The 18,642-nt window shown below is 56.4% G+C and carries 13 protein-coding genes and 2 pseudogenes; 7 read left to right on the top strand and 8 right to left on the bottom strand.

Annotation, left to right across the window (positions count from 1 at the left end; genetic code table 11):
- Together M3I56_RS35680 and M3I56_RS35675 are read left to right on the top strand one after the other, a co-directional pair.
- Window positions 1–180 (top strand): annotated as a pseudogene (locus M3I56_RS35680) (IS256 family transposase); the annotation flags it as partial.
- Between the two features lie 83 nt (window positions 181–263).
- Entirely contained in the window at window positions 264–668 is a 405-nt protein-coding gene (locus M3I56_RS35675) for a LysR substrate-binding domain-containing protein (RefSeq protein ID WP_254357988.1), read from the top strand.
- Between the two features lie 129 nt (window positions 669–797).
- Here M3I56_RS35675 and M3I56_RS35670 read toward each other — a convergent pair whose 3' ends face one another.
- The 6 genes from M3I56_RS35670 to M3I56_RS35645 form a co-directional block, all read right to left on the bottom strand.
- On the bottom strand, window positions 798–2,585 hold the full coding sequence (locus tag M3I56_RS35670; protein WP_254357987.1) for an acyl-CoA dehydrogenase family protein: 1,788 nt from the start codon (window positions 2,583–2,585) through the stop codon (window positions 798–800).
- The gene (locus tag M3I56_RS35665; protein WP_254357986.1) at window positions 2,582–4,495 is read right to left on the bottom strand and encodes a feruloyl-CoA synthase; all 1,914 of its coding nucleotides are present in this window, start codon (window positions 4,493–4,495) and stop codon (window positions 2,582–2,584) included. Before M3I56_RS35665 ends, M3I56_RS35670 begins: the two co-directional genes overlap by 4 nt.
- A gap of 84 nt (window positions 4,496–4,579) precedes the next feature.
- Window positions 4,580–6,031: an aldehyde dehydrogenase gene (locus M3I56_RS35660; protein WP_254357985.1), complete on the bottom strand. Its 1,452-nt coding sequence runs from the start codon at window positions 6,029–6,031 to the stop codon at window positions 4,580–4,582.
- A 39-nt stretch (window positions 6,032–6,070) separates the two neighbouring features.
- The gene (locus tag M3I56_RS35655) at window positions 6,071–6,898 is read right to left on the bottom strand and encodes a p-hydroxycinnamoyl CoA hydratase/lyase (RefSeq protein ID WP_254357984.1); all 828 of its coding nucleotides are present in this window, start codon (window positions 6,896–6,898) and stop codon (window positions 6,071–6,073) included.
- Between the two features lie 149 nt (window positions 6,899–7,047).
- On the bottom strand, window positions 7,048–8,532 hold the full coding sequence (locus M3I56_RS35650; RefSeq protein ID WP_375541850.1) for an aldehyde dehydrogenase family protein: 1,485 nt from the start codon (window positions 8,530–8,532) through the stop codon (window positions 7,048–7,050).
- A 258-nt stretch (window positions 8,533–8,790) separates the two neighbouring features.
- The gene (locus M3I56_RS35645; protein ID WP_254357983.1) at window positions 8,791–9,750 is read right to left on the bottom strand and encodes a PDR/VanB family oxidoreductase; all 960 of its coding nucleotides are present in this window, start codon (window positions 9,748–9,750) and stop codon (window positions 8,791–8,793) included.
- Between the two features lie 414 nt (window positions 9,751–10,164).
- On the opposite strand from M3I56_RS35645, the gene M3I56_RS35640 reads away from it, so the two are divergent.
- The 5 genes and pseudogenes from M3I56_RS35640 (at window position 10,165) to M3I56_RS35625 (ending at window position 14,593) form a co-directional block, all read left to right on the top strand.
- A complete protein-coding gene (locus tag M3I56_RS35640; protein WP_309249205.1) occupies window positions 10,165–11,814 on the top strand; it encodes a thiamine pyrophosphate-dependent enzyme in 1,650 nt (549 codons plus the stop codon).
- A 71-nt stretch (window positions 11,815–11,885) separates the two neighbouring features.
- Window positions 11,886–12,773, top strand: coding sequence for an SMP-30/gluconolactonase/LRE family protein (locus tag M3I56_RS35635; RefSeq protein WP_254357982.1), 888 nt, complete (start codon window positions 11,886–11,888; stop codon window positions 12,771–12,773).
- 48 nt (window positions 12,774–12,821) lie between these two features.
- Window positions 12,822–13,721 (top strand): CoA ester lyase, encoded by a 900-nt coding sequence (locus M3I56_RS35630; RefSeq protein WP_254357981.1) that lies wholly within the window; start codon window positions 12,822–12,824, stop codon window positions 13,719–13,721.
- Between the two features lie 218 nt (window positions 13,722–13,939).
- Window positions 13,940–14,161, top strand: a pseudogene (locus M3I56_RS41790) (TetR family transcriptional regulator); the annotation flags it as partial.
- A gap of 15 nt (window positions 14,162–14,176) precedes the next feature.
- The gene (locus M3I56_RS35625) at window positions 14,177–14,593 is read left to right on the top strand and encodes a hypothetical protein (RefSeq protein ID WP_254357980.1); all 417 of its coding nucleotides are present in this window, start codon (window positions 14,177–14,179) and stop codon (window positions 14,591–14,593) included.
- Window positions 14,594–14,857: 264 nt separating this feature from the next.
- Here M3I56_RS35625 and M3I56_RS35620 read toward each other — a convergent pair whose 3' ends face one another.
- Together M3I56_RS35620 and M3I56_RS35615 are read right to left on the bottom strand one after the other, a co-directional pair.
- A complete protein-coding gene (locus M3I56_RS35620; RefSeq protein WP_254357979.1) occupies window positions 14,858–16,105 on the bottom strand; it encodes a cytochrome P450 in 1,248 nt (415 codons plus the stop codon).
- A gap of 106 nt (window positions 16,106–16,211) precedes the next feature.
- Complete coding sequence (locus tag M3I56_RS35615; protein WP_254357978.1) at window positions 16,212–18,638, bottom strand: RND family transporter; 2,427 nt, start codon at window positions 18,636–18,638, stop codon at window positions 16,212–16,214.
- Window positions 18,639–18,642 lie beyond the last annotated feature (4 nt).

Here is an 18,642-nt window from a genome sequence, read left to right as displayed (position 1 = left end):
CTACGCAAGATCGTCAAGACGCGTGGGCACTTCCCCACGGACGAGGCCGCGACCAAACTGCTGTGGCTGGCCTTGCGCAATATCACGGCTGACTGGAGCCGTGCCGCACATGACTGGAAAGCCGCGATGAACCAGTTCGCGATCCTCTACGAGGATCGCTTCACCAGGAATCATTTGTAGAATGCAATTGATGACCTGCCAGACGGCAGGTTTTTATCTGCCTTGCACACAAAAATTCAGACACTTCCTTGGACTTCGCTTGGATGTCGTCACCAAAGCGGATCCCAACAGGGACGGTTTTGAAATCGCAAGACATCGCGCAATACCCGATTCTTACCATGACCGGTGAGTCCCGACTAACCTCCGCCTACGAGACTTGGGCCGCATCAAACAGAGTGAGTGGTCGTCGGATCCTCGCGTGTAACAGCTTAAGTGCCATCGTCGGGCTGACGCTCGCCGACGTCGGCATTAGCTTCCTCCCTCGCCTTTTCATGCGCAACCTGGTGGAATCAGGCCATCTAAACGCCTTCAAGACGGTACCGGAACTTCCAAGCATCGAATATTGTTTCAAATGGCGCACGGACGACACGCGGGCGTTTATCTCTGCTCTCGCGCAATTCGCAAAAGAAGAAGCAGACTATACCCTTTCACTTGGATTTGCTACCTAGCCTACCTCAGACGCGGCGGCGCGCCACGAAAACATGGTTGGCCATCCCGTCGCGGCGACCTCGCGCAGGCACTCCGCGGGAGGTCGAAAGGTCAATGCGATAACGCTCCATCTGCTAGACCATCCTCCCTCAAACATGAGGAAGTTTCTTCCTTATACCTGCCTCGACAAGCGTACGCCTATGGCCAAAAGCCGCAATCGGGTAGTCGAAAAAATACTCAGCCGTCGTACGTTTTTCTGCATAGAACGCGTCCTCTCGTCCTTCCTCGCTGGCTAAGCGCAGAGAGCGCGTCCATGCGAACGCGAGCAGAAACCAGCCAAGCATTCCGAGATAGTCGTCGGCAACCCGATACGCGAGTTCGCTGTCAGCAATACTCTCGGACACGATGGAGTCAGTGACTCTGCTGACGTCTGCAATCAGCGATTCCAACTTCAGGCAGGCCCGCTTAACCGCAGAATTTTTGACAGCGTGTCCTCGCGACGCCTCCGCTCGGCACTGTTTGAGGAGTATGCCGAGTGCCTCACCTCCATCGGCCAGCACCTTGCGCACGAGCAGGTCAATTGCCTGAATCTCGTTCGTCCCTTCATAGATCATCGCGACGCGACTGTCCCGAACGATTTGCTCGACTCCGTACTCGTGGATATACCCATACCCACCGAATACCTGAAGCGCCCTAGACGCTGCACTGAAGCCGTTTTCCGTGAAGAATGCTTTGGCAATCGGCGTGAGCAACGAAGCCAGTTTCACTGCCGCTGAGCGTTCCGTAGCGTCTTGATGCCTCTCCGCTACGTCCAGCCAGTAGCCTATCCAGTATCCGATGGCCCGCTCGCCCTCTGTAGTAGCCCGAAGATCCAGCAGGATACGCCTTATTGCCGGATGAAAACTAATCGGATCCGGCCGCCCCAACTCGCTAGTGACACCTGGCGGTGCACTGACTGCGCGCATCTGCGCGCGCTCACGAGCATAGATTTCTGCACGCTGTGAAGCAATCTGCGCGTGCCCGAGCCCTTGCATCGCTACTTGCAAGCGTGCGGCATTCATCATCACAAACATCGCCGCCAGACCTCGATTCGGCTCGCCCACGATCCAGCCGAGAGCCTCCTCAAATCGCATCGAACACGTGGGACTTGCCTTCAAGCCCATCTTTTTCTCGACGCCGTCGCAATGTACTTCGTTCCGAATGCGGACTCCCTCATCGTCAACAAACCACTTCGGCACAACGAAGAGCGACAATCCTTTGGTTCCTGCAGGAGCATCAGGCAAACGCGCCAGCACAAGGTGAACAATATTGTCCGTGAGATCGTGATCGCCGCCGCTCACAAAGATCTTGTTTCCATTGATCCTGTAACCATCACACTGCGAGTCATATGTTGCCCGGGCGCGCAACCTCGACAAGTCGCTGCCCGCTTGAGGCTCCGTCAAACACATCGTCGTCAGCCACTCGCCTGAAACAATCCGTGGCAACAAGTCTCGCTTGAGCCGCTCGGAACCATGCGCCGCCAGACAAGCAATCGCACCATGTGTCAAGCCCGGAGACATAAGCCATGCATGATTGGCTGCCGCGAGCATTTCCTGCAGTGCTGCGTCGATCAGTTGCGGAAGCCCCTGGCCGCCCGCCTCAGAATCGACTGCGAGCGTGGGCCACCCCGCCTGAGCAAACGCTTGATAAGCGTCGCGAAACCCATACGGCAATGTCACTTCACCGTTGCTGAACCCACAGCCTTGAAGGTCTCCGCTCGAATTCAACGGCGCGATGCGTTCGGTAACGAAGCGCGCGGCCTCGTCCAGAACCTGCTGGACTATGACCCTATCCAGATCTTTCCATGCCGACACAGTACTCCACCATTCCGGCGCCCCTATCCACTCATCGATCACGAAAACCATGTCGCGCAGGGGCGGCTGATACTCAAGGCTCATGCAGCGCTCTCTCCAGATACTCGAGGATGATGGCCAACAATCACCGTCGGATGTTCACAACTGGTATACATTTCCTCGACTTCCCTAGCGCGATGCGTAAGGACCGCTCTCTGGTTGATGGAGCCTTTATCCGTGACTTCGCCGAGGTCCAGCGATGGAGGCTCAAGCAATAGCCGGATACGTGCAATGCGCGTTGCGCCGCCGGTCGCCTCGTTGTTGAGCGTCTGCATCAGACTAACAAAGAAAGCTCGAACAGCCGGTGCGGCAATCACGTCCTCAAGGCTTGCAGAGGTCCCGATACCTGCGAGCTGGCGGCATTCGTCAACACGCGGAAAGATCAGCGCCCCAACGTCGCCTCGATTCATACCTGCGACCACCGCATCCTGCACGTAGGGCGCACCGCTCGACACGATACGCGCGCGCAGCGGACCGACACTGACGAAAGTACCGGTGCTTAGCTTGAAGTCCTCCGCGATACGTCCGTCGAACATCAGACCGAGCTCTGGCCTCTGTGGATCGAAGAACCGTACCGCGTCACCGCTTCGGTAGTAGCCCTCTTCGTCAAACACATCCTGGCCGACGGCACTTGCGCCCCAGTAGCCTTTCATGACGTGCGGCCCACGAAATCGAGCTTCCAACTTGCCATTTACCGACACAAGCTTGGTTTCGCAGCCTGGCGCTGGCAGCCCGATATACCCCGCGCCGGTCACCGGGCCTGTTGTGAACATGCACGATGGCGCAGTCTCTGTCATCCCGAGGCCTGTCATGACGCGGATACGCTCGCCGCAATGCCGCTCTGTCACGCGGTCGAGGCGATCCCATGCAGCTTGCGACAAGCCAGCACCGGCAAAGAAAAATAGCTTTACGCGCGAAAAAAATGACTCTCGCAGCGTCTCGTCAATTTCGAGCGCGGCTGTGAGTTCCTCCCAACCTTTCGGGACGTTGAAGTACAGGGTTGGCGATATTTCGCGCAAATTCCGAAGTGTCTCATCAAATCGACCCGAGACAGGCTTACCGTCGTCGATGAACAGAGTCCCGCCGTTGTAGAGCGCGATACCGACATTGTGACTGCCGCCGAAGGTGTGGTTCCATGGCAACCAGTCCACAAGAATAGGCGGTTCGGCACCAAATTCCGGAAACGTCTGCAGCAGCATTTGCTGGTTGCTGCAGAGCATTCGGTGCGTCGTCGGTACAGCCTTCGGCAAACGCGTGGATCCAGACGTGAAGAGAAACTTGGCGATCGTGTCACCCGTGATCGCTGCATGGACGGCATCCACGCTCGTCGCCTGCGTTTGAAGCAACGCCTCGAAGACGGTCTCGTTCGAGACTTGAGCGGACCGTGTCACGACAACACGCTCCGCATCAGGTGGTACTACAGCGTCCATTGCCGCCACGAAGATCGATCCTTCCGCCGCGAAGACAAGCCCTGGATTTAGCAGCTGGAAGACGTGCCTCAGCTTATTGAAATCGCTTGACGCAAGCGAATATGCAGGGGAAACCGGAACAAAGGGAATCCCGGCGTACATCGCGCCAAACGCAATCTGCAGATGCTCGAGGTCGTTTCCCGATAGGATCGCAACCGGTCGGCGAACTGAGAGACCGCGATCCAGTAGTGCCTGCCCTATGGACCGAGCGCGTTCAAGCATGGATGCGTAACTGATGCCGCACCAATGCCCGTCTGCATTTCTGCGTGCCACGAGCCATCGATCCGGATGCCGGTTCGCACCGCTTATGAGGCGATCTGTAATTCGTTCCGGGTAGCTGCGTAGCGGCTCAGTCGAGCGCAGATACCAACACTCGTCACGCCGTTCGACAAGCGGCATTCCCTGACCGATGCCGACTGCCCTGTAACCGGTAACGGACGATGCGGTCACATCACCAACGTGTGCCTGGCTCGACGCTGAATCCAAAATCAGTCTCCTGTTTCGCGGCAGGTGCCGGAGCTGGGGATAGCATCCGGCACGAACAATGTCATTTTTTGTACAACCGCGTGTTCAAATCGGATAGTGGCGGGGTTCCGTCTGTACCGTGATCCACCTGAGATCTGTAAATTCGGCGATCGAGGCCTTACTGCCGAAACGACCGTAGCCGCTGGCTTTTACACCTCCGAATGGCATCTGCGCTTCGTCATGCACTGTCGGACCATTGATATGGCAGATTCCGGATTCAATTCTCCTGGCCACGTTCATCGCACGAGCCACATCCCGGCTGAAAACCGCAGCTGAGAGGCCGTACTCGCTGTCATTGGCAATAAGTACCGCATCATCATCGTTATCCACACGCTGAATGGTCACGACTGGGCCGAACGATTCGTCGGCATAGAGCTTCATTTCTTGCGTGACGTTCTCAACGATGACCGGCTGCATGATTGCGCCATCGACCTTGCATCCGAGCGGTAAGTTCGCGCCCTTCTCTTGTGCGTCCATCACTAGGGCTCGAATACGCTGCACAGATGCTGAGCTCTCGAGCGTGCCAAGCACGGATCCCGACTGCGTTGGTTCGCCCGCTTTAAGTGTCCGCGCCTTCGCCACGAGCTTATCGACGAACGCATCAGCAACCTTGCGAGCGACGATCACTCGCTCGGTCGACATGCAGATCTGGCCTTGATTGAAAAATGCACCAAATGCGATGCCCTCCACCGCAGCGTCAAGATCTGCGTCGTCCAGCACAAGGACGGGGGCCTTGCCGCCCAGCTCCAGCACCGCAGGCTTCAGATAGCGAGCCGAATGCTCGGCAACAATGCGGCCAATACGCGTCGAACCCGTGAAATTCACGCGCTTCACTAGCGGATTCGCGATTAGGCTTTCAACAATCGTCGGAGCGTCTCCCGGTGCGTTTGAGATCACGTTGATCACGCCGTCACCGAGGCCTGCCTCCTGTAAAACCTCACCGATCAAGCTATGCACTCCAGGACATCCCTCGGACGCCTTAAGTACGACCGTGTTTCCGCACGCAAGAGGCATCGCAACTGCCCGCGTGGCCAGAATTACCGGAGCATTCCATGGTGCTATTCCCAACACGACGCCGCAGGGCTGCCGCACCGCCAATGCCAAGCTTCCAGGGATATCAGAGGGAATAACCGCGCCATCGATCTGCGTGGTCATCGCCGCGGCTTCACGCAGCATGTTGGCCGCGAGCATGACGTTAAAGCCGACCCAGTTCGCCATCGCACCTGTTTCCGCGACGCCGACTGCGATGAACTCTCCCACGCGGGCGTCCATGCTGTCCGCCGCTAACAGGAGGCGCCTGCGGCGCTCTGTAGGTGAGAGCGCGGCCCAAGTGGGAAAAGCGTGTGCGGCTGCAGCGACCGCTGCCGCTGCGTCCTCTACCGTCGCCGCAGCGGCTTGGGTGGCGGCTTGACCGGTCGCGGGATTGATACGCTCAACGGTTCTACCGCCCGATGCAGTACGCGACTCGCCTCCGATCAGGAGCCTGCTCTCATACATGTTTTCTCTCCTTGTCTACATTCCAGCCCAAACCAAAAGTTAGCGCTTGTACGTTTGGAGACCGGGCTTGATGCTCTTCTCATCGAGGAATTGCTTGAGGCCCTTTTCGCGACCGCCTTCGGGGTCACGGTGACTCGCTTGGTCGACCTTTGCGTACAGGTAGTCTTCGTTCTGTTCCCACGTCAACTCACGACAGCGCTTGAAACCATTCTTTGCGTTGCGAAGGACCACCGGATTCTTGTTCAACAGCTTCGAGGCAAGCGCCTTTACCTCGTCTCGCAGCTGTGCGCGGGGAACGCTCTTGTTAACAAGGCCCATCTTCGCCGCATCCTGCCCAGAGAACGTGTCGCCAGTCATGATGTAGAAAAGTGCTTGGCGATGGCCCACGGTATCCGCCATAGCCTTGCTCACGAGATTGCCCGGCGGGATACCCCAGTTGATCTCCGACAGGCCAAAAACTGCTTCGTCGGCCGACACCGCAAGGTCGCACGCCACAAGGGGCGAGAATCCACCGCCAAAACACCAACCATTAACCATCGCGATGGTCGGCTTCGAGTACATGCGCAGAAGTTGCCATTGCCAGCGACTTGCGTCGCGTCGAATCTTGTCCTGCAAAATCTCCGGACCAGCATCGATCTCGCGGAAATACTCCTTCAGGTCCATACCAGCCGTCCACGCGTCGCCTTCCCCCGTCAACACGAGTACTTGCGCTTCCGCGTCGAGCTCAATTGTCTCAAGTACGTCGATCATCTCCGCGTTGAGCGTGGGACTCATGGCATTTCGCTTTTCAGGTCGATTCAACGAGACCCATGCAATCCCGCCATCGACGACAACCTTCACCGTGCTCCAACGACCTTCATATGACATTTATCTCTCCGGTTCCGTTTATTTCAATGGACAACCAATTCTCAAATTAACTTTCACTCATGGGCGCTGGATGTACGATGCATCCGTGAAGTACCCTTCTGTCTCTGAACGGCCCTCGGACGGAAAAGATCCGACATCATTCAGCCCGGTCAATAGGCTATGCAAACGCTCTTGTTTTCTGTGTACGCGTCAATTGCGCTTCGACCATGCTCACGACCGATCCCGGAAGCTTTAAAGCCGCCAAACGGAACATTCGGGTCAACCACGTTGTGCGTATTGATCCAGACGGTTCCTGCTTCCAGGCCATCCGATATTCTCAATGCCTTGCTGATATCAGAAGTCCATACGCTCGCTGCGAGTCCGTATTCCGAATCGTTCGCCTGCCGAAGCACATCGGCGATATCGTCGAACGGGCGGGCTACAAGTACTGGACCAAAGACCTCTTCGCGAAGAAGAGTGAGTGGCGCATCCGACGTATGCGCAAATACGGTTGGCTGAACAAAGAACCCCTCGGAAGTCGAGACAGTGCCTCCGGCAACCAATTCCGCGCCCTCTTTTTCGCCAGTCGCGATAAGCCCGAGAACGCGCTGCTTATGTCGCTCGGACACCATTGGTCCCATCTGAGTGCGCGGATCGAAGCCCGACCCAAGTACCATGTTCTTCGCAATATCGCCAATCCCGCCGACCACCTTGTCGAACTGCTTCTTGTGAACATACAACCGTGATCCAGCTGTACAAACTTGACCATGATTGGTAAAGATTGCCGCGCTCGCCCCTTGGATCGCAAGATTTGCGTCGCAGTCGTCCAGGACGATTACTGGGCTCTTTCCACCCAATTCGAGCGCCACGCGGCGAATATCAGAGCCGCACTGCGCGCCAATCAGCCTGCCGACTTCAGTCGAACCCGTAAAGGTCACCTTGTTCACACCGGCGTGTCGCACAAGCGCTGCACCCGTCGCGCCATCGCCGGTAATCACGTTCAGGACGCCCGGAGGAAATCCCGCCTCTAGTACCAGTTCAGCCAGCCGAAGCGCTGACAGTGGCGTTTCCTCTGCTGGCTTTAGAACGACAGTACATCCGCAGGCCAAAGCTGGAGCAATTTTCCAGACAGCCATCAACATGGGGAAATTCCATGGGACAATCGCTGCCACCACGCCCACCGGTTGCTTCTTAGTTATCGCCTTGTATTTTGTGCCAGGCGGAAATGAGAACGACACGTCAAGGGAAGAGCCTTCGATTTTCGTCGCCCAACCTGCCATGTAGCGCAGCCATTGCACACTCGAAGCGACGTCAATACCCGTCGCGACACCAAGGAGCTTCCCTTGATTGAGCGTCTCAATGCCAGCAAGCTCCTCACCATGTGCTTCCACCAGATCCGCCAGCTTTAGCAGCAGGCGCTCCCGTGTGATTGGCAGGGACTCACGCCACGACGGATGAACGAGCGCGGCCCTGGCTGCCTTGACAGCATCGTCGACGTCAGACTCGGTAGCTTGCGGGATACGTGCGAGTTCAGCCCCGGTGGCTGGGTCATATACCGGAATCTCGATGCTATTGGATGATGCCCGCCAGGAATCACCGATGAGCATGCGCGAACCGAGCCGGACACTATCTGCGATAGCCTGCTTCATAGACATAGTCAACTCCGTAAATTTGTTAAGTAAGTCTGCCTACCATCGAAAACTCGTGAGCAAATTCGCAAGGGAAGCGTTCTGCATTCGCGCAAGCTTTGCTCCGCCGCTACCTTCACTCGTCGAACTGACGAATTGAATCGCAAGGGCGACTTCGTCCGGTGCGAACCAAGTGATGGCCGCTGCAGCGAGGACTAGTATCGCAACGACGCAGGCATAGGCCCTTTTGCGGGTTTTCACGATTTCCTCGCTGCTTTTCCCACGCTATAGGTCGAGAACAAGCACTGGTGATTTTGACCGGGAGCAGCACGGCGTAAACTGGTCGTTGAGTGCGTGCTCGTCTTCGGTGAAGTAAGCGTCACGGTGATCTGGAAGACCGTCAAGGATCCGAGTGATACATGCGCCGCAGACGCCCTGCTCGCACGACACCGGAATCGCTACCCCATGATCGGCGAGAGCCTGAGTCACGGTGCGACCAGCGGGGACCTCGTATGTCTTCCCCGTACTCGCGAGCTTGACACTGAATGGTGCATCAGCCCCCGACGTCATCGGTTGAGCAGAAAATCGCTCAAGATGCACATTTTCCGTAGGCCAGTTGGCCACCTTTGCCGCGCCGACAATGAAGTCGATATATCCGCCGGGACCGCAAACGTAGAGATGCGTGTCCTTCAACGCGGGTGACCACATCGGTATCGCCGACTTTGTATCCAACCGCTGTGACTCGGGACCATCGTCGAAATGGATCTGCACGTTGCCGGAGTATTCGCTCGAGGCGATTTGCTGGGCAAAGGCCGCCCGGTCAGACGACCTGCAGTTATAGTGCATGGTGAATCGAGCATTGACAGCAGCGAGGCGCTGTGCCATGCACAGTATCGGCGTAACACCGATTCCGCCGGCGAACAGCAGGTAATTGTCTCCCTTGACTAGCGGAAAATGATTTCGTGGCTCGCTGATTTGAAGGATAGCGCCCTCGTGCACGTTGTCATGCAGTGAGCGGGAGCCACCTCGAGAGCCTGGGTCACGCAGCACGCCGATCAGATAACGGTGATGCTCGTCCGGCGCGTTGCAAAGGGAATACTGGCGCACCAACCCTGGGCCGACCTGAACGTCAATATGCGCACCGGCGCTGAACGGCGGCAACGAGCCCCCCCCCACGGGCTCCAACTCAAATACCGCAATGTCTGCGGCTTCTATTACCTTGCTCTTGACAGTAACTTCAATCATCTCGTGTCTCCTTCCGTGACCGAAGCATGCCATTGCCTTACCGCCTGGGAAGCCCTCTCGAAAAAGGACAACGTTGGCCTTACGTAACTGACGGTAGGTCGATCGATGTCATCTTTACGGATGACTGAGAACTTGACCGATGGGGTGTAAAACACCAAATCAGTAAGAACCGTTATTTTCTCGCGCCGTGTCATGCGTGCCATCGGGGGAGAGACTCACGTGTAGAACACAGATGCGCCCCGCCTTTCCGCTGTCTCGGCGCCGCAGCGGTGACTACCGAATCGCTCCCACCAGGCCCGCGAGGCCACCAGCCCCGTTGCCCAGTCTATTGACAGAGACGCGGATATGGCCCTTGGTTACGACATCAGTACAGTCCTACAGCGAAGAGAGAGCTTTTTCAGAGCTTGATAGTCAATGAGAGATATGCAAATTACACAGATGACTGGCGGCGATGCGCTCGCTGACAGCTTGCGTCGGCACCAAATCGATACCGTATTTGGGCTTCCTGGCGCCCAGCTATATGGGCTATTTGATGCGCTTCATCGGACAAACATCCGTGTTATCGGAGCTCGGCACGAGCAGGGCTCGGGTTACATGGCTTTCGGATACGCTCGCGCTACGGGTCGACCAGCCGTCTACTCAGTCGTCCCGGGTCCTGGCGTACTGAATGCAGGTGCTGCGGCGTTAACAAGTCTGGGATGCAATGCCCCGGTGCTTTGCCTCACTGGGCAAACGCCGACAAGCTTTCTCGGTCAAGGCCACGGGCACCTCCACGAGATGCCTGATCAGCTTGGCACTTTGCGATCAATCTTTAAGTGGGGGCAACGGATCGAACATCCGTCAACTGCGCCTGAGCTGGTTGCGCAAGCATTTCAACAGATGCTAGCCGGGAGAATGGGTCCTGCAGCGCTTGAAATGCCATGGGATATGTTCGTCAAGCCCACAGCTGTACGCAGCTGCGACCCGTTTCCCGCGTTACCTCCCCCGCCCGTAGATGTTGATGCGATCGAGAAAGCGGCGAAATTGATCCAGGAGAGTCGGAATCCGATGATTTTTGTCGGGGGTGGAGCATTCGGCGCATGCGAGGAGATTCGAGAGCTGGCGGAGCGTATTCAGGCTCCAGTTGTCGCACATCGAAGTGGTCGCGGCGTAGTCAGCAATGCCCATCCACTTGGACTCACTCTGGCGTCCGCCTACAAACTTTGGCCAGAAACTGATCTCGTGATTGGCATTGGGTCACGCATGGAGGTCCCGCGCTGGCGTTGGGCCTGGCGCCCCGACGGCCTGAAGACTCTTCGTATAGATATCGACCCTGCGGAAATGCGTCGCGCACGACCCGAAGTCGGAGTAGTCGCCGATGCAAAGGAGGCAACGATAGAGCTTTTGCGAGCATTAACACGCCTTGAATACAGGCGCGAGGATCGTATGTCGCGTATCCAGGCCGCGACTGAAAAAGCACTCGCCGAGATCCAGGAAATACAGCCCCAGATGGCCTACCTGGACGTACTTCGCGATGTCTTGCCCGCTAACGCGATCGTCACCGACGAGCTCTCCCAGGTTGGCTTTACTTCGTGGTTCGGCTTTCCTATTTACGAACCGCGCACGTTTATCAGTTCAGGTTACCAGGGCAACTTGGGATCAGGCTACCCAACGGCCCTCGGCGTCAAGATTGCGCACCCTGACCGACCGGTCGTTGCAATATGTGGCGACGGCGGGTTTATGTTCGGCGTTCAGGAACTTGCCACCGCTGTGCAATATGGTATCGACGTCATCGCTCTGGTGTTCAACAACAGTGCATACGGGAACGTTCGGCGCGACCAGATTGAAGGCTTTGCAGGGCGAACGATTGGGTCTGACCTCACGAATCCGGACTTCGCCAAGCTCGCGCATGCCTTTGGCGCAAACGGGGAGCAGGTCGCGACACCCGAGGCTTTTAGATCTGCAATGAAGAAGGCATTGGATTCCGGCGGCCCGTGGGTCATCGAAATTAAGGTGCCGCGAGACTCAGAAGTCAGTCCGTGGCGGTTTCTTGCACCCCCCCCTCCTCCCGGCGCAATGCAATAACGCCTGTTTGCGGGCTCCTCCTGAGCTGTAGACAGGCGCCCGCACCCCATCAAGCTCGAGATACTCACACAATGTCAACCATGCAGATCGAACGTATCGGTACGATCCGATGCACTGTTGGCGAAGGTCCGATCTGGGATCACGCCACACAAGCCCTCTACTTTGTTGATCTGGTCGAGCGGAAGCTTTGGCGCTATCAAAGCGAGGACGAAGCAGTCATGCACTGGGAAGTACCTTCCATGATTGGTTCGTTTGCGCTCCGACGGGCAGGTAATGCGATTGTCGCGTTGCAAGATGGAATCCACGCCCTGGATCTCACGACCGGACTAACGTCGTTCCTTTGCGACCCACAACACGGCGACGTCGAAACCCAGCTCAATGACGGAAAGGTGGATCCTCGGGGCCGATTTCTAGTCGGATCGCAGCCGCGGTCCATTCAAGACACCCGGCCCCTCGGACGCCTTTACAAGATCGAGACCGACCTCCAATCTTCGTTGTTGGACCGGAACTTCGTAATCACCAACGGGCCTTGCTGGAATCCTGCTGGCGATACATTTTACTTCTCGGATAGCACGCGCAAAGTCATCTACGCGTACGACTATTGCTTACGAACGGGAGAAGTGTCCTGCAAAAGAATTTTTGCCAAAACGGATGGGTTTCCCGGAATCCCCGACGGCGCCACTGTGGACATCCTGGGCCGCGTCTGGGTCGCCATGTGTGGAGCCGGCAAAATTGTGTGCTTTTCCCCCTCGGGCGAAGTTGAGCGAACCGTCGATGTACCAACCCCCTTTGTGTCAAGTGTCGCGTTTGGCGGACCACAACTCGACCAGCTTTACTTCACATCAATCAATGGTTCCGCGATCGGACTCGGGGTGCCAGCTGATGAAATCAGCGGGTGCACATTCCGTATTCCGGACATCGGAGCTGAAGGCCTTCCTGAGCCACGCTTCGATGGTTGATCCCTATTCAGGCATTTGATCGAATTTAATCAAACTAGGAGGATTTATATGAATTCCCGACGTTCCGTGCTCCTCCTCTCGGGAGAAGATATCGACGTCCTGCGTCAAGCGATTATCAACTCTTCTGCAGACATGGTCTGCCTGGACCTCGAGGACACCGTTGCGCCGTCTCAAAAGGCGCAGGCCCGCACCCGTATTGCCAAACTGCTTTCCGAGGACATTTGGGGACGTTCGCAGCGGGCCGTGCGTATCAACGCCCTATCCTCGCCGTATATTGAGGATGACCTTGACGTGGTGTTGCGTGAGTCAAACGGCTCCGTCGACACCCTATTTCTTTCGAAGGTCGAAACGTCGCAAGACGTGGTGTGGGTCGACCGCGCGGTCACCCAGCTCTCTGAAAGCCTGAACATCGAGCGTCGAATTACACTCTGTGCCGGCATCGAGTCCGCACGAGCCTTAACCGATATCGACACGATTGCCGCGAGTTCTGAACGGCTAGACTCACTAGGATTTGCGATCGGTGACCTTAGCATATCCCTTGGAACGAGAATCGGTGCATATCTTCACGATCGGTCGCTATACCCCGGCGACCTTCATCATTTCGCGAAATCACGCATCAACCTTGCCGCGAAAACCCACGGCCTCCAGGCGCTGGACGGGCCGTGGCCAATCGTCAATGACCGGGCGACCCTCATTGAAGACACGAGATGGGGAGCGATGTTGGGATTCGACGGGAAGATGGCACTTGCGGAACAGCAAGTCAAGACCATCCACGAAGTGTATCGCCCAACCCAAAGCGAAATCGATCACGCGAACAAAATGCTCGAGCTTTACGAGAAGAGTGTCCAAGCTGGTCGTGGCGCCGGCGTCGTTGAGGGGGAATTCTTTGACCCCGTGACCGTGGGATTGGCAAAAGCCACGATCTCCCGAGCACAAGCGCCAATCTAACCCGACACGGCCAGCGGAACAGTACGATCCGCATGGGCTTCCCACGGGCCGGCGCCTTTCACGGCCCCTACATCAAACGATGTCGCCCGACCTGGGCGACATCGGGATTCCATGTGCACTAGTTTCCCCCAATCATAGGCATCAACAATAGGTTGCTCAACCTAATCATATTTGCTACTCTGAGCGGCTGTCCGCGCTAACTGCTCACCCATTTTCCGATGAAACACCTTCAAATAGGATCTCTGCCCACGAGCGATTCGGATTCTTCGCCGTCAAAACAACGTCGAGGCAATCGCGCGAGCCGCGTCCCCGAAATCATTGAGGTGTCAATCCGCCTGCTCGCATCTGAGGGCTACGCTGGCTATTCAATCAATCGTGTTGCAAGTAGCGCCGGGCTTCGACTCAGCACTCTGCAGCACTACTTCTCTAGCCGCGAGGACCTTCTAAGAGCCACCATGGACGTCATGAGCCAACGTTGGCTCGAAAGATTCCAGGAGTCCGCACAACAAGCCGCGCTCCCGGCCGAGAAGAAGCTTGACGTGATCGTAGACAAGTTTTACGACAATCTAAGCGATCACGAGCTCGGGTCCTTCATCTTTCAGAGTTGGGCGCTGGCCGAACACGAGGAATTCGCAAAAGTTATATTGCGGAACATCCAACGTGAATACACACAATTCTTCGCCACGATTGTCGCTGGCATAAACCCAACCTTGTCGAGTGCTGAGTGTTCGCTACGGGCGAGCCTGATCGCTGCCCATGCGGATGGCCTGTTGATTTACTATCGGCGCGCAGAAGGCGACATTCAAAACCTCAATGACTTGCGAGACGCAACCAAGATCATCTGGCGAGCGTTGTGCGACGCGCCGAACTAGTCATTCAACGCGGCGCATAGGCACCAAGGCTCAGCGCGAAAGCGCGGCTACTATGGAGCGCCGTAGCTCAATCTTCCGCAGCGAGCGAAGCCACGAGCTCAGACGCATCCTCGCGATAATTTCCAGACGGAAGAGCCGGTAGCGCTTCAGAGCCAGTACATCAACTCGTAAGAGAGAGTGCTCACCTGCTAATTCCTCGTCGCCTTTCTCGGGCGACGGCTTGACTAGGCTGGAGATCGGGACGGATTGCCCGTCCGCCTTCGCTTAAGTCCGTCTCACCTTTAGAGACATGAGCCCCCGGATCGCAAACAGCTTTTCATTTACATCAAGCTGCGCATCGCAGACATCCAACCTTGGGAAGTGCCGAGCGAAACGGCCAATTGCATAAGGCCCGATCATACGCGCCATCATCATACCCAGGCAAGCGTGCGCACCGCCACCAAAAGCCAAATGTGGATTTGGATTACGGCGAATGTCAATCCTGTAGGGATCAGTAAAGACTGCGGGGTCAAGGTTCGCCGAAGCAATCACCGGCGCCACCCAAGTTCCAGCGGGAATCTTCACCCCTCCGAGCTCTGCATCATCCGGTGATCTGCGGATGTTTCCGATTGCGACCGGGCCGTAAACACGACAGAACTCCTCGAAGGCCCGCGCGTCGAGCTTCGGATCAGCTCGTAGTGCGTCACCCTGCTCTTTATCCAGGATCAGGGCTCGTGCGCCCATCGCAATAACGAATCGAGTCGTATCGCTCCCGCCGCCCAGCAATACGATCGTCATCGCAATCATTTCCTGCGGCGTCATCCGTTGACCGGCCGAATCTGCACCTTGCAACAGCCCACTGATAAGGTCGTCACGGGGCGCACTTCGGCGCTCCTCGATAAGCGAGCTCGTGTATTCCACAAGCGATCTCGTCGATGCATCAATCTCTGCAAGTGTCTCATCTGAGATCGGGAGCGGCGTTAGTAACCTGAACTGATCGGCAACCCAGCCCTCGAACGTTGCACGATCCTCAATGGGAATGCCGAGCATATGGCAGATAACCGCCGGCGGAATGCGAATAGCATAATCGTTGACGATATCAATTTCGTCGTTGTCCGCAAGGCTGTCGAGCACCTCTGTCGTTAGCCCTTCAAGATACGCGCGGACGCCCTCGATCACCGGACGTGAGAAGGCTTTCTGGGCATAGCTGCGCAGTCTCGTGAGTTCCGGAGGATCACGAAACGCAATATTGCTAGCAATCAAATGTAGCGCTGGACTATTCTCAAAACGAGGATCTGAGGCTAGCCGACCCTCTTGGCCACCGAAACTTTGCGACCGGAATAGGTGGTCCGCTTCGGCCCAGCGAAAAGCGAAGACGATTCTGCTGTCTGGATCCCGCCAAACGGGTGCTACTTCCCTTAGGCGATTGTACAGATCGTGAGGAAAGCGACGGCCGTCGCTTTCCTGCAGGCGTTTCATCAGTTCTACGGGGTCGTTAGGAATTTCCCCTGGGTAGCTGTCGAATGTACTCAAAGTGACCTCAATATTGTCGTTCCGCGTGGCGACTACGCGGCAATCATCGCCAAATCAAACCGCGAGAGATTTTGTACTGCCCCGTCTCTCGCGGCAGTAGGAAGCCCTAGACCGCCGAGTGAGTCGACGATTCAGTTGCCCTTCTTACCTCTGCTGAACTGGTCGTTTGACCGTTCATCAGGAAGGCCGAAAGCGCTGGAATGAGGATGAGCGCACCAATCATGTTCCACAAGAACATGAACGTCAGCAGGATCCCCATGTCAGCCTGAAACTTGATTGGCGCCCATACCCAGGTCACCACGGATGCGGCCAATGTCACCCCAATGAGTGCAATCACCTTGCCCGTGAATCCCAAAGCGCCCACGTAGGCCTCGCTTACCGAGCTTCCCGCGCGCTGCAACGCGAGCTGAACACTAATGAGATAGAGGGCATAGTCCACGCCAATCCCTACCCCCAACGCGGTTACGGGAAGCGTCGCTACCTTCACGCCGATACCCAGCATAACCATTAGCGCCTCGCAGAGAACCGATGTCACCATGAGGGGAACAATCGCAACCAAGACCGCTCGCCAGCTTCTGAAAGTGATAAAACAGAGAATGATCACGGCGCCGTAGACGAAGAACAGCATTTTCCGATTCGCATCTCTCACTGCTATATTGGTCGCAGCTTCGATGCCGGCGCTCCCCGCTGCGAGTAAAAACTGACGAGTACTGGTATTGTGCTCATCCGCAAAGGCAGTCACCGTCTTTACAACCCTATCAAGTGTTTCCGCCTTATGGTCAGACAGGAACGCAATGACCGGCGCGACGGAGCGCTCGTCATTTACAAGCTCCGGATTGGCAACAAAGGCGTTATTAATGGAATCCGTTGAAATAAACGGATCGCGACTAATCGTGATCCATCGTGGATCTCCCTCAAAGCCACCCGCAGTGTAAAGCCGTCCGATACTTCCGACCGATTGCGTGGTCTGAACGCCGGGAACATCCCTCAACACCTGTTCAAGACGGTCCATTTCGATAAGGGTCTTGAAGTCATTCACTCCACCCGGCGGCGTCTTGGTGATCACCGCAAATTCGTCGGTGGATAGGCGATAATGTGCGGTTATATAAGCATTGTCGCGATTGTAGCGGGAGTCAGGGCGAAGTTCGGGCGCACCTGGATCAAGGTCACCAGTTTTCAAATGCTGACTTACCAACACACCGGCGAGCGTAAGCACTGCCGCCGAGATGATTACGCAAGCCGCCGGTCCCTTTCGGGTAAACCGCGAGAGCACACGTATGAACGGATGAGAGTCACTCGCGCGCAGGCTTCGGGCCGCTGCCTTGCTGCTCACACCTGCGTAGGACAGTAATACCGGAAGCAGGACAAGGTTCGTAAAGATCAAAACGGCGACCCCGACGCTAGCGGCCTCGGCAAGTCCGCGAATCACGGGAATATCGATCACCATCAGCACGCCAAAGCCAACTGCATCGGCCAGCAATGCGGTCAGGCCGGCCAAAAACAATCGGCGGAAGGTGTATCTCGCTGCCACATAGCGGTCCGTCCCACGCCCGATGTCCTGCATGATGCCGTTCATCTTTTGCGCACCATGCGACACGCCAATCGCGAATATCAAAAATGGGACCAAGATTGAGTAAGGGTCGAGCTGACCACCCAGCATACGGATGATCCCGAGTTGCCAGATCACCGCAATGATCGAGCAAGCCGAAACGAGCGCAGTGCTGCGAATACAGCGGGTGTAGAAGTAGATGCAAGTGGCTGCAATACCAGCAGCGAACAGAAAGTAGAGAGCGACCTTGAATAGCCCGTGGATCAGCTCGCCGACCAGTTCGGCGAAACCGATCACGCGAATATCGACACCATCATTCCCGTAGGCTTTTCGAACCTTCTCGATTTCATCGCGGACCGCTCGCGCGTCCAGGGCCTCACCCGTGTCTGCATAGTGGTCCAGAAGCGGCAAAAATATCATGCTCGAACGCTGATCGTTGCTGACGAGAGAACCGATGATTCCGGCTCGAGCGACGTTGAACCGAAGCTGCTGGCTACTATCCGGCGATCCGTTATAGTTGTCTGGCATTACAGCACCGCCCTGGAAACCCTCAGGCGTGACCTCTGTCCAACGCACAACGGGCATCCACAGCGATTTTACAAATGATCGGTCGACTCCCCGGATTACGTACAGATGGTCATTTATCTGCTTAAGCGTACTCAGATAGCGTGGATTGTAGATATCCCCTGATCGATTTTCGACGACGATGCGCAACGAGTTTCCCAGACCTCGAAGTGAGCCGACATTCTGAAGGTAATTCCGAATCATCGGACTGGACTGTGGCATCATTCGCTCGAACTGCGCATTCACCTTCAGGTGCGTCGCTTCAAATCCGAAGACCAGTGTGAGAACTAATCCGAGTAAGACGACCAGCCGACGCCTGTTGAATATCAATCGCTCGAGAACCGAGCCGCTCCCGGAATCAAAGCGGGCTCGGTCTGAAATGACCGGCATTGAATTCGGACGATTTGAAGTAACACCCATACGG

It is taken from the genome of Paraburkholderia sp. CNPSo 3281 (genome assembly GCF_024206515.1).
Classification (GTDB): domain Bacteria; phylum Pseudomonadota; class Gammaproteobacteria; order Burkholderiales; family Burkholderiaceae; genus Paraburkholderia; species Paraburkholderia nodosa.
The sequence above is the reverse complement of the archived record's forward strand: the minus strand, read 5'-3'. Positions and strand labels throughout refer to the sequence as shown.

Excerpts from the sequence above, each read along its gene's own strand:
- M3I56_RS35645 (WP_254357983.1), bottom strand. The coding sequence starts at position 9,750 with ATGATTGAAGTTACTGTCAAGAGCAAGGTAATAGAAGCCGCAGACATT.
- M3I56_RS35655 (WP_254357984.1), bottom strand. The coding sequence starts at position 6,898 with ATGTCATATGAAGGTCGTTGGAGCACGGTGAAGGTTGTCGTCGATGGC.
- M3I56_RS35675 (WP_254357988.1), top strand. The coding sequence starts at position 264 with ATGTCGTCACCAAAGCGGATCCCAACAGGGACGGTTTTGAAATCGCAA.
- M3I56_RS35635 (WP_254357982.1), top strand. The coding sequence starts at position 11,886 with ATGTCAACCATGCAGATCGAACGTATCGGTACGATCCGATGCACTGTT.
- M3I56_RS35625 (WP_254357980.1), top strand. The coding sequence starts at position 14,177 with ATGGACGTCATGAGCCAACGTTGGCTCGAAAGATTCCAGGAGTCCGCA.
- M3I56_RS35615 (WP_254357978.1), bottom strand. The coding sequence starts at position 18,638 with ATGGGTGTTACTTCAAATCGTCCGAATTCAATGCCGGTCATTTCAGAC.
- M3I56_RS35630 (WP_254357981.1), top strand. The coding sequence starts at position 12,822 with ATGAATTCCCGACGTTCCGTGCTCCTCCTCTCGGGAGAAGATATCGAC.
- M3I56_RS35660 (WP_254357985.1), bottom strand. The coding sequence starts at position 6,031 with ATGTATGAGAGCAGGCTCCTGATCGGAGGCGAGTCGCGTACTGCATCG.
- M3I56_RS35670 (WP_254357987.1), bottom strand. The coding sequence starts at position 2,585 with ATGAGCCTTGAGTATCAGCCGCCCCTGCGCGACATGGTTTTCGTGATC.
- M3I56_RS35650 (WP_375541850.1), bottom strand. The coding sequence starts at position 8,532 with ATGTCTATGAAGCAGGCTATCGCAGATAGTGTCCGGCTCGGTTCGCGC.
- M3I56_RS35640 (WP_309249205.1), top strand. The coding sequence starts at position 10,165 with ATGAGAGATATGCAAATTACACAGATGACTGGCGGCGATGCGCTCGCT.